A 9729-nucleotide genomic window follows, 5' to 3' on the forward strand; every position below is an offset into this window, starting at 1 on the left:
ATACAGAGCAGCGGATTTACCGAAATCAGGGCGGCGATTTCGGTCGCGGAGCACCGCAGCTTCCGCGCTGCCGCCGATGCGCTCCGCATGTCGCCGACGGCGCTCAGCAGCAATGTGCGCGCGCTCGAAGACCGGCTCGGTATCAGGCTTTTCAACCGCACCACCCGCAGTGTCTCGCTGACCTCGGCCGGCGAGGAATTCATCGCCAGCGTGGCGCCCTCGCTCGCCTCGATAGAACGGGCGATGGAAGCCGCCGGCAGCCACGGCACGCGACCCTCGGGCACCTTGCGGATCAACAGCTCGGTCACCGGCGCCCACGAAATCCTGACGCCCCTGATCCTGACCTATCTGCAGCGCTATCCGGCGGTGCAGGTGGAAGTGACGACCGAAAGCCGGCTCGTCGATGTGGTGCTCGACGGCTGCGACGCCGGCATCCGGCTTGCCGAATCCGTCCCGGCGGACATGGTGGCCGTGCCCCTGCCGTTCGGCCTTGATTTCTGCGTTGTCGGCGCACCCCGATATCTCGCCGATCATCCGCCGCCGAACACGCCCCTCGACCTCGCGAACCATCGCTGCATCAGGTCGAAGGCGGCGGGTGGCAGCATCTATCGCTGGGAATTCGAAAGCCATGGCGAGGCGCTGGAGGTCGATGTATCAGGCGGCCTGACGCTGGACGAGCAATCGCTGATGCTGAAGGCGGCCATCGCCGGCATGGGCCTTGCCTATATCTCCCGCGCCATCGCGGCGGAAGCGATCGCGGCCGGCAAGCTCGCCACCGTGCTGGAAGACTGGCTGCCCCGCCAATCCCCGCTCTGCCTCTACTACCCGCGCAACCGCAACACATCAGCGGCATTGCGGGCGCTGATCGAGCTGATCCGCGCCGGGGGCGGCGGGTGAGCGGAGGAGCAATCTTCAGGCCGCATGGTCGATTTCCTCGATGGTGTCGAGTTCCGCCTGAAGCGCCGGCGCTTCGCTTGCGGAAAGGGAGCGATGATATCGAGCCCTCGATGGCAATCAACGATTTCAGACAGTCGCCGATCCCCTCGCGCCCAGCGGGTTGCGCCGGAAAAGTTCGCCGACCAGCCAGCTGTCCAGATAGGCGCGCACTTCCACGATCGTCTCACCCTCAAAGCGGCAGAGCCAGCAATAGTGGTTGTCGAAGCGCATGCCGTCGCGGGCCGTCGCCATCGAGCGCAACTCGACGATCGCCCAGTCGCCGTCGAGGAGGATATTCCGGGTGGAGAGCTGGGTGCCGTCAGGCAGAACCTTGTGCAGCTTGGCGAAGGTGCCGGCGAGGAATTCCTGTTTCGAATGGTAGTGGCCGGCGAGCGGATGGGTGCCCATGACCGTCCAGTCCACGTCATCGGCGACATGGGTGAAGAAGCCTGCGCCGTCTCCGTGTTCGAGATGCGCAAAGAGCGCTGCGACATCCTGCTTGTTCATGGCACTTCCCCCGAGTAGCCGAACGTTCACCGGAGATCGCGTTACAGGTAAAGCCCGGTAGAAATAGGAATGATGCAAGTATTGATAGCATAAGTCAGGGAGCGCTGAAACAGCGGGGGAATGTTGTTGGCGAGGCAGATACTTCCGGTTCTTGTCTTGAGGACCTTCTCTCGCACAAAGCTATCTTTTGTGCCCCTTCTTCCTCACCGCCACTCCTAACCCTACAGGAACGATATCCACCTCCAGATGTTATCCGGACGCCAAACACCGGATCGGATTGCCCCATGCGACTACTGATGATGTTAATCCTTGCGCTGATGGTCACATCTGTCATCGGCATATTGGGCGTACAGATGTTCGATGGCGGCAGCAGCAAGACGCCGCCGGCCGTCATCCAGCAGTCCGAGCCGAAATAGGCGCCCTCACCGCCCCATCAGCTCGCCCATCACCCGCTCCGTCAACCGGTCGCATTTCCAGCCGGCGAAGGGGAAAGCATCCATCGCAATCGGCCCGATCATCTGGTCGAGCTCGCGGCGCAGGAGCGCGCGGGCGCGGTGCAGGCGGCTGCGCACGGTTTCGGGTTTGAGGGAGAGAAGTTCGGCGGTTTCCTCGACGCTCATCTCCTCGATGACCCGGGCGATGAAGACGAGGCGGAATTCTTCCGGCAGGTTGTCGGTTGCCGTTTCCACGAGTTTCAGGATCTGTCGCTGCGCCATGGTGATCTCGGGATTGTCGATGGGCGAACMGGTGGGGAAATCGAGAATGCGGCTTTGCATCTGGACCGTATCGACGGAGACTTCGGGCGTGCGGCTCGCCTTGCGGAGCCTGCCGAGCGCCTCGTTCATGACGATGCGCGTCAGCCAGGTGGAAAAGGCGCTGGTGCCCTGGAAATCGGCAAGGTGGCGGAAGGCCTTGAGATAGGCATCCTGCAGGGCGTCTTCGGCCAAGGCATCATCGCGCAGGATGCCGCGGGCAATGCGGAACAGCCGGCGGTTATAGCGCCGCATGATGGCGCGGAAAGCGGCGGGATCGCGCGCCAGCGCCAGCGCCACCAGCTCCGGGTCGCTTTTCTCTGCTGCCGATATCTCTGCGTATTGGGCCATGGCTCATCCTTTTTCCGCATTGGATGCCTGGGCAAGACGAATGTTCCCGACATCTGGAAAAATCTTTTCGGGCCGGAAAAATCTTTTCGGGAACGTCTGCGCGATGCCGGCATCCAATTCTGCGTAGGAAACATCGACCGGCGGTATCAGCCGGATGGAGGACCAGATGCAGAAACACCTTATCGCCGCTCTCTCGGCTTTCGCGCTGTCAGCCCCCGCGGCTTTTGCCGCCGGCGCAGCACCGACCGATCCGCAGATCGCCCATATCGCCTATACGGCCGGCGTCATCGACATCGAGGCGGCCAAGCAGGCGGTCGAGAAATCGAAGGACAAAGAGGTCGTCGCCTTCGCCAAGGATATGATCCGCGACCACGAGGCCGTCAACAAGCAGGCGCTCGATCTCGTCAAGAAGCTCAAGGTGACGCCCGAAGACAATGCCACCAGCAAGTCGCTGGCATCGGATGCCAAGAAGGAACGGGAAAAGCTCTCCAAGCTGAAGGGCGCCGCCTTCGACAAGGCCTATGTCGACAACGAAGTCGCCTATCACAAGACGGTCAACAACGCCTTGAAGACGGGTTTGATCCCGGCAGCCCAGAACCCCGAGCTGAAGTCCCTGCTCGAAACCGGCCTGAAGCTCTTCGAAGGCCATGAGCAGCATGCCGAGCATGTTGCCTCCATGCTGAAATGAGGGTCATGGGTGTCATGACGGTCATGGCAATCCTGCCGAAACTCTGCCTTGCGGCCGCCCTTTCGCTTTGCGCAACGGCCGCAAGTGCCGCCACGATCGAGGTGACCATCGAAAAGCTGGAGTTCAAGCCGGCGGTGGTGACAGCACGGCCGGGCGACACGATCCTCTGGCGGAACCGGGATGTGATGGATCATACGGCGACATCAAAGGGGAAATTCGACGTGGTGATCCCGGCGGGCAAGTCGGGATCGACTGTGGTGAAGGGTGATGGGGCGGTGGATTATACCTGCCGGTATCATCCGAATATGAAGGGGCGGATCGAGGTGGGGCAGTAGGGAGTGCCACCTGATGCAGTCGCGGGCGATGGGAAATGCCGGTCGTCCGCGCCTCGTTTGACGCAAAGCCGTCCACGGCCCATGTTGATCGCAAATGGAGCTGAGAATGATGGCAAGCCGCGAACATTCAGACCCGATTACCATGCGCTTGCGCCTGCATGTCCCTTCTGAAATTGCGGAGATTTGCAACCCCGGCCGGAACCGAGATTTCGTCTGCGTCTCCGCTGTGACGGCAGAGTGCCAGGAGGCTGCCGCGTGGTAACGGCTATCGACTTCATCCGCGCACGCCCGGAGCACGACGATATCATGGTCGCGCACTACCTCGCGATCTGGGAAAGTTACGACACGCCGCAAGATCACCTGCGGGAGGATGCACAGGACATCATCCGGACCTTCCTTAGGGATGGCCGTCAGCACCGAAAGCTTGCAAGCTTCATCGCATTCGACGGAAATATGCCGGCCGGATCCGTTTCCTGCCAGCTTCACACGATGCCATATCCCGTTGTCCTCAAGCCGCAGCACATGCTGCAGGGATACATCTGGTCAGTCTATAGCGATCCGCTTTATCGCGGGCGCGGCGTCGCGAAGAAACTCGTGTCGATGGCCGTGGAGCATCTGCGCGAAGCCGGCTGCACCACCGCGGTGCTTCACGCCTCGGAAGCCGGAAAACCCCTATACGCCGGCATGGGCTTTGAACTGGCGATGGAAATGCGCATGAAGCTGGGGCCGTAGGAAGCTCAGGCCTGCACCGCCGGACCCCACCGGCGAAATAACCACCCCGCAATAGGGGGCGCCACGGACCTGGTATGACTTGTCGACCTTCGGCCCGTTTCATTCTTTTAAGAAACATCCAGGCTGTAGCCGGTCAAAAACCCCTCCCCAACCCCTCCCCACAAGGGGGAGGGACTAAACTGCGGCGCCAATTTCGCTACTCCCAAGCGTTGAAATCGTCTGAACCGGAAGCGGCGAGTTAAGCCCCTCCCCCTTGTGGGGAGGGGTTGGGGCGGGGTCTTTACGAAAAGCCCATACCTGACTGATCCCCCATGTCACCCCCTCAACCTTTCATCCGCACGCTCCCACCATCGAAGCCAAACCGGCCGGATGGAGGGCAGTCATGACCACCGCACCCATCCGCTCCGGCCCACATCGCCACCACGATCGGATGCCCCCCATGTGCATGTTCTCCTCGCCGCCGAAAGCCGAGCCACCGCAGGCGCCACCCGAATACGCCCAGCAGAAGACGCCTGACTACGCCGCCGCCCAGTCCACGGCCGCGCGCCGTGCCTCCGACAAGGTGAAGGGCGCTCCCTCCACCATCCTCACCTMTCCGTCAGGCGCGCCGCCGCTTGCAGATACGCAGTCGCCGGCGCTCTCGGGCAATACCGCCAAGAAGACGTTGCTCGGACAGTARGGGCCCAGACACAAGCCATTGGACATCAGCATGGAAAACCTCCGTCGCGACAACGAGACACAGATTGCCTATCACCGCCGGCGGCTCGCCGAGCTGAAGGAGGTTCGCCAGCCCTGGGAGGCGGAATGGCGCGCACTTGCCGAGCATATCGAGCCGACGCGGCTTCGCCTCTATTCCGATCGGGAAGGCCCGCGCTCGCGCGACAAGATCATCGACAGCACCGGCAGCCATGCCTATGAKACGCTGAAGTCAGGCATGCATTCGGGGCTGACCTCGCCGGCGCGGCCCTGGTTCCGGCTGACGACCTTCGATCCCGATCTGAAGAAGCAGGATTCCGTCAAGGTCTATCTCGCCGCCGTGCAGGACAAGATGCGCGAGGTCTTTGCGGCCTCCAATCTCTACCGCGCCTTCCACATCGGCTATGGCGATCTCGGCCAGTTCGGCCAGTCCGTCGCGATCCTCGTCGAGGATGAGGAGACGGTCATCCGCGTGCAGCAGCTGGTGCATGGCCGCTTCTGGATATCAAGGGATCACAAGGGGAAAGCCACGACGCTTTACCGGGTGTTCCGCTGGTCCGTGCAGCGCATCATCGAGCGCTTCGGTTACGACAATGTGCCGGAGCGGCTGCGCAGCCTCTATGACAGCTCGAAATATGGCGAATGCTTCGATGTCTATCACGCGATCGAACCCCGCTACGACCGCGACCCCAAACTGATCGACAAGCGCAACAAGGCCTTCCTCTCCAATTACTGGATCGACGAAACAGGCGGCGATCTGCTGGAAGAAAGCGGCTTCGACAGCAATCCGATCATCGCACCCGCCTGGGAGCTTTCCGAGGACGATCACTACGCACTCTCGCCCGGCCAGAAGGCGCTCGGCGATATCAGGATGCTGCAGCTGGAACAGACGCGGAAGCTCGAAGGCATCGACAAGAAGGTGCGCCCGCCGATGAACGCGCCGACCTCGATGCAGAACAGCCCGGCCTCGCTGCTGCCGGGTGCGGTGAATTACGTGGATGATCCGACCGGCAAGGGTTTCAGGCCTGCGATGGAGGTGAACCTCAGCCTCGCGGAACTGCGCGAAGATATTCAGGAAGTGCAGAACCGCATCGAGAAGACCTTCTTTGCCGATCTCTTCTTCGCCATCACCAATATGGAAGGCRTGCAGCCGCGCAACCAGTTCGAGCTGACGCAGCGCAAGGAAGAGCAGCTCTTACAGCTCGGCCCTGTGCTGGAAAACGTCTTCGGCGATCAGCTGGGGCCGACCATCGACCGCACCTTCGATATTCTGGCGGCCCGCGACGAACTGCCCCCGCCCCCGCCGGAGCTGCAGGGCACCGAGCTGAAGGTGGAGTACATTTCCACCCTCGCGCAGGCACAGCAGGCGGTAGCAACGGGCGCCATCGAACGCGGCGTCGCCTTCATGGGCCAGGTCTCCGCCGTCAAGCCGGAAGCGCTCGACAAGCTCGATGTCGATGAGGCGATCGACCTCTATTTCGACGCGATCGGCGCCCCGCCCTCGATGATCCTCGCCGATGACAAGGTCGAGGATATCAGGGCCCAGAGGGCGCAGCAGATGCAGGCGGCGCAGACCGCGCAGATGGCCTCGCAGGTCGCACCTGCCCTCAATCAGGGCGCCCAGGCCGCACAGGTGCTGGCGGACGCCAATGACAACCCGAATGGCGCGGCACTTCTGCGCCAGCTGGGGCTCGCCTGATGGACCATTTTAAGGATCAACCATCTGCCCCCCACACCATCGGGCGAGACGAAATCACGACGGCGTTTCGCGAGGTCTTCGCGACCGCATCCGGCAAGCGCGTGCTGTTCTGGATGCTGGAACAATGCGCCGTCTACCAGGAGGCCTATGCGGGAGAGCTTGGCAACGCGACGCATTACACGCTCGGACGGCAGGGTGTGGGCCGGCGGCTGATCGCCGAGCTCGACCGCATCGACCCGACGCTCTATCCGCGCCTGCTGCTCGCCATCGCGGATCTCAAGGCAAACGACAAGGCAGCGGCGGTTAGCCGCGCGAAAAGCGAGGAAGGGCAAGACCATGACATCGATGCTTAGCAGGAGCCCGTTTCCGGCCATCCTGCGCAATGCCGAAGGCAGCGGCTCCGGTGGCGGCGAGACGCCCGCGCCCGAAAACATTCTCTTCCCCAACGAGGAGACGTCACCGGAAAGTGACCTCGGCGCTGGCGATCAGGATCATGCCTCTGCCGAAAATCATGAGGCCGCCAAGCCCGAGGGAAACGCCGATAGCGACCCTGCTGACCGCGTGCCCGACGATGGCCGCTATTCGCTCACCATGCCCGAAGGCATCGAGGTGGATCAGGAGCTGGTCGAGGCGCTCGGCCCTGACTTCCACGAGATGGGCCTGACCAACCGGCAGGCGCAGCAACTTGCCGACCGCTTCATCGAGATCCAGGGCCGGCRCGGCAAGGCGGCGGGCGAAGCGTGGGCCGGCCGCGTTCAGGGCTGGGCGGACGAAGCCCGCAAGGACCGTGACATCGGCGGGGCGAAATGGGGCGGCACCGTGGGCTCGGCCCAGCGCGCGCTCTCGCGCTTGGGCACGCCGGCGCTGCGCGAGTACCTGAATACCAGCGGCGGCGGCAACCACCCCGAATTGATCAGAATTTTCGCAAAGGTCGGATCGATGATCCAGGAGGACAACCCACCGAATGGCGGCGCGGGCGGACACGGCAGGAAAGCCGAAACCGCGCACCTGATGTTTCCCAAAGACGCACCGAAGGGCTGATAAGACATGGCTACCATTGGCAGCTACTACCCCAATCTCGTTGACGCATTCAAAGGCTCTGCCGAAGGCGCCGTCATCGAGCTTCTCTCGCAGCAGAACCCGATCCTCGACGACGCGATGGCCGTCGAGTGCAACATGGATGCCGTGCACCGCCATATGGTGCGCACCGGCCTGCCCTCCGTTTCCTGGGGTCGGCTCTATCAGGGCATCAAGCAGTCCAAGGCCACCATGCAGCAGGTGGACGACACGACGGGCTTCGTGCATGCCCGCTCCGAAATCGACATGCGCCTGCTCGATCTGGCACCCGACAAGGCGAAGGCCCGCCTCGTCGACACCATGCCCTTCATCGAGTCGCTGAGCCAGGAAATGGCTTCCGGCCTCTTCTACCACGACACGGCAACGGCCCCGGAGAAGTTCAAGGGCCTGTCTGCCCGCTACTCCGCCTATAACCCCAACCTGCCGAACCCGGCGCAGCCGAATATCGCCAGCCAGGTGGTCCACGGCGGCGGCACGGGTGCGGACAATACCTCGATCTGGTTCGTCACCTGGGGCGACCATGCCACCCACCTTCTCTACCCGAAGGGCACAAAGGCGGGCGTGAAGATCGACGACAAGGGCGAGCAGCGCGTGCTGGACGCCAATGGCGACCCCTACTATGCCAAGGAAACTCTCTACACCTGGCATCTGGGCGCAGCCGTGAAGGACTGGCGCTACAACGCCCGCGTCGCCAATATCGATGTCTCCGACATGATGGCCGGAACCGTCGATCTCTGGTCGCTCTTGCGCAAGGGCTACTACCGCCTGCAGTCGCGCCGGCTGAACGCCAAGGCGAGCCGCATCGCCATCTACATGAACAAGGATGTGCTCGAAGTGCTCGACGTGCAGTCCACCGACCGGGCGCTGACCTCCGACCGGCAGAACACGGTGCACCTGACCACGCAGTTCGTCGAGGGCCAGGAAGTGAAGTTCTATCGCGGCATCCCGATCCGCGAAACGGACGCCATCCTCAACACCGAAGCGGCCGTTCCGGCACTCGTCTGATCGTCTCTATCAAGTCCCGCCGTGATGAGCGGCGGGCACTCCCCTCAACGAAAGGCATCACAATGATTTTCGACCGGCAGACGCTGCTTTCGGACGCGCAGGTTATCACCGCGACCGGCCCCAGCACCAATGTCATCAATCTCGGCCCGATCAAGCAGGGGCTGACCCGCGATATCGGCAAGGGCGAACCGATCCCCTTCCTTATTCAGGTGGTGGAAAGCTTCAACAATCTGACCTCGCTCGCCGTCACCATCCAGACGGACGACAACGAGGCCTTCGCMACGCCGAAGGCCGTGATCACGACGACGCTTGTCCTCGCCGATCTCAAGGCCGGCAAGATCATCCCGCCGAGCCACATCCCGCGCGGCACGGACGAGCTCTACCTGCGCCTGCTCTACACCGTGACCGGCACGGCCCCGACCACGGGCAAGATCACTGCCGGCTTCACCGCGGGCGTTCCCTCGCATGGTTGATGTCATAGCCAACGTCTCAGGCTATTTCGGCGGCGCCAGACGCGACCCCGGCGAGCGCTTCAGCTTGCCGGACGCGCTCTGGAAGGACGAAAAGCGCCGTCCGAAATGGGTGCGGCTTGCCCGATCCGGCGACAAATCCACCGGCAAGGCTGAAGCCGAACCGGCAGAGAAAAAGCCGGCCGCAAAGGCAGCCAAGCTTCCCATGTCCCCCGAGCCTGAAGGCAACGGCGTGCAGGAAGCGCTCGGCGGCCCCGCCCCGGACTGGACGCCACCGGAAATCCACAACTCCCCCCAGCCTGGCGACTGACGCAAGCTGATTGACAGGCCACCTCTAGGGTTAAAACCCAATCAAACTATTGATTAAATTATCTCTGTATGATTCACTTCGGTAATAATGGGAGTTTGAATCATGGCAGGAGAATTCTGGCTTGATGACCGACAGTGGGCGGTGATCGCTCCTCTGCTTCCGACGAACCAA

Annotated in this window: 13 protein-coding genes; 11 read left to right on the forward strand and 2 right to left on the reverse strand. The window is 62.5% G+C overall.

Annotated features, from left to right (window positions below; translation table 11 throughout):
• Positions 1-897: LysR family transcriptional regulator (locus AC1DNW_RS35055; protein WP_477855725.1), on the forward strand; the 897-nt coding region annotated here is incomplete at its 5' end.
• A gap of 126 nt (positions 898-1023) precedes the next feature.
• Here AC1DNW_RS35055 and AC1DNW_RS35060 read toward each other — a convergent pair.
• Positions 1024-1443, reverse strand: coding sequence for a nuclear transport factor 2 family protein (locus AC1DNW_RS35060; RefSeq protein WP_113312266.1), 420 nt, complete (start codon positions 1441-1443; stop codon positions 1024-1026).
• A gap of 284 nt (positions 1444-1727) precedes the next feature.
• On the opposite strand from AC1DNW_RS35060, the gene AC1DNW_RS35065 reads away from it, so the two are divergent.
• Positions 1728-1859 carry a hypothetical protein gene (locus AC1DNW_RS35065; RefSeq protein WP_477833060.1) on the forward strand — a complete coding sequence of 44 codons (132 nt, stop codon included), beginning with the start codon at positions 1728-1730 and terminating at the stop codon, positions 1857-1859.
• 6 nt (positions 1860-1865) lie between these two features.
• On the opposite strand, the gene AC1DNW_RS35070 is transcribed toward AC1DNW_RS35065, so the two are convergent.
• Positions 1866-2546 carry an RNA polymerase sigma factor gene (locus AC1DNW_RS35070; RefSeq protein WP_477855726.1) on the reverse strand — a complete coding sequence of 227 codons (681 nt, stop codon included), beginning with the start codon at positions 2544-2546 and terminating at the stop codon, positions 1866-1868.
• 166 nt (positions 2547-2712) lie between these two features.
• Here AC1DNW_RS35070 and AC1DNW_RS35075 point away from each other — a divergent pair, with 166 nt between their 5' ends.
• The 9 genes from AC1DNW_RS35075 to AC1DNW_RS35115 all read left to right on the forward strand — a co-directional run bounded on the left by AC1DNW_RS35075 (position 2713) and on the right by AC1DNW_RS35115 (position 9558).
• Positions 2713-3234, forward strand: coding sequence for a DUF4142 domain-containing protein (locus AC1DNW_RS35075; RefSeq protein WP_113302097.1), 522 nt, complete (start codon positions 2713-2715; stop codon positions 3232-3234).
• Between the two features lie 14 nt (positions 3235-3248).
• Entirely contained in the window at positions 3249-3569 is a 321-nt protein-coding gene (locus tag AC1DNW_RS35080) for a cupredoxin domain-containing protein (RefSeq protein ID WP_113312273.1), read from the forward strand.
• Between the two features lie 255 nt (positions 3570-3824).
• A complete protein-coding gene (locus AC1DNW_RS35085) occupies positions 3825-4301 on the forward strand; it encodes a GNAT family N-acetyltransferase (RefSeq protein ID WP_477855727.1) in 477 nt (158 codons plus the stop codon).
• A 709-nt stretch (positions 4302-5010) separates the two neighbouring features.
• Positions 5011-6696 carry a portal protein gene (locus tag AC1DNW_RS35090; RefSeq protein ID WP_477855729.1) on the forward strand — a complete coding sequence of 562 codons (1686 nt, stop codon included), beginning with the start codon at positions 5011-5013 and terminating at the stop codon, positions 6694-6696.
• Positions 6696-7049 (forward strand): hypothetical protein, encoded by a 354-nt coding sequence (locus tag AC1DNW_RS35095; RefSeq protein WP_113312291.1) that lies wholly within the window; start codon positions 6696-6698, stop codon positions 7047-7049. Before AC1DNW_RS35090 ends, AC1DNW_RS35095 begins: the two co-directional genes overlap by 1 nt.
• On the forward strand, positions 7033-7737 hold the full coding sequence (locus tag AC1DNW_RS35100; RefSeq protein ID WP_477855728.1) for a hypothetical protein: 705 nt from the start codon (positions 7033-7035) through the stop codon (positions 7735-7737). The genes AC1DNW_RS35095 and AC1DNW_RS35100 overlap by 17 nt, the downstream gene beginning before the upstream one ends.
• Before the next feature lie 6 nt (positions 7738-7743).
• Positions 7744-8778, forward strand: a complete 1035-nt coding sequence (locus AC1DNW_RS35105; RefSeq protein ID WP_113296976.1) for a major capsid protein — start codon at positions 7744-7746, stop codon at positions 8776-8778.
• Between the two features lie 62 nt (positions 8779-8840).
• On the forward strand, positions 8841-9251 hold the full coding sequence (locus AC1DNW_RS35110) for a Bbp16 family capsid cement protein (protein ID WP_113312289.1): 411 nt from the start codon (positions 8841-8843) through the stop codon (positions 9249-9251).
• The gene (locus AC1DNW_RS35115; RefSeq protein WP_113312288.1) at positions 9244-9558 is read left to right on the forward strand and encodes a hypothetical protein; all 315 of its coding nucleotides are present in this window, start codon (positions 9244-9246) and stop codon (positions 9556-9558) included. The genes AC1DNW_RS35110 and AC1DNW_RS35115 overlap by 8 nt, the downstream gene beginning before the upstream one ends.
• Positions 9559-9729: the final 171 nt, after the last annotated feature.

Source organism: Rhizobium sp. 05L429 (assembly GCF_056397645.1).

Coding starts and splice junctions, on each gene's coding strand:
- AC1DNW_RS35060 (WP_113312266.1), bottom strand. CDS start 1,443: ATGAACAAGCAGGATGTCGCAGCGCTCTTTGCGCATCTCGAACACGGA.
- AC1DNW_RS35115 (WP_113312288.1), top strand. CDS start 9,244: ATGGTTGATGTCATAGCCAACGTCTCAGGCTATTTCGGCGGCGCCAGA.
- AC1DNW_RS35080 (WP_113312273.1), top strand. CDS start 3,249: ATGACGGTCATGGCAATCCTGCCGAAACTCTGCCTTGCGGCCGCCCTT.
- AC1DNW_RS35095 (WP_113312291.1), top strand. CDS start 6,696: ATGGACCATTTTAAGGATCAACCATCTGCCCCCCACACCATCGGGCGA.
- AC1DNW_RS35065 (WP_477833060.1), top strand. CDS start 1,728: ATGCGACTACTGATGATGTTAATCCTTGCGCTGATGGTCACATCTGTC.
- AC1DNW_RS35075 (WP_113302097.1), top strand. CDS start 2,713: ATGCAGAAACACCTTATCGCCGCTCTCTCGGCTTTCGCGCTGTCAGCC.
- AC1DNW_RS35105 (WP_113296976.1), top strand. CDS start 7,744: ATGGCTACCATTGGCAGCTACTACCCCAATCTCGTTGACGCATTCAAA.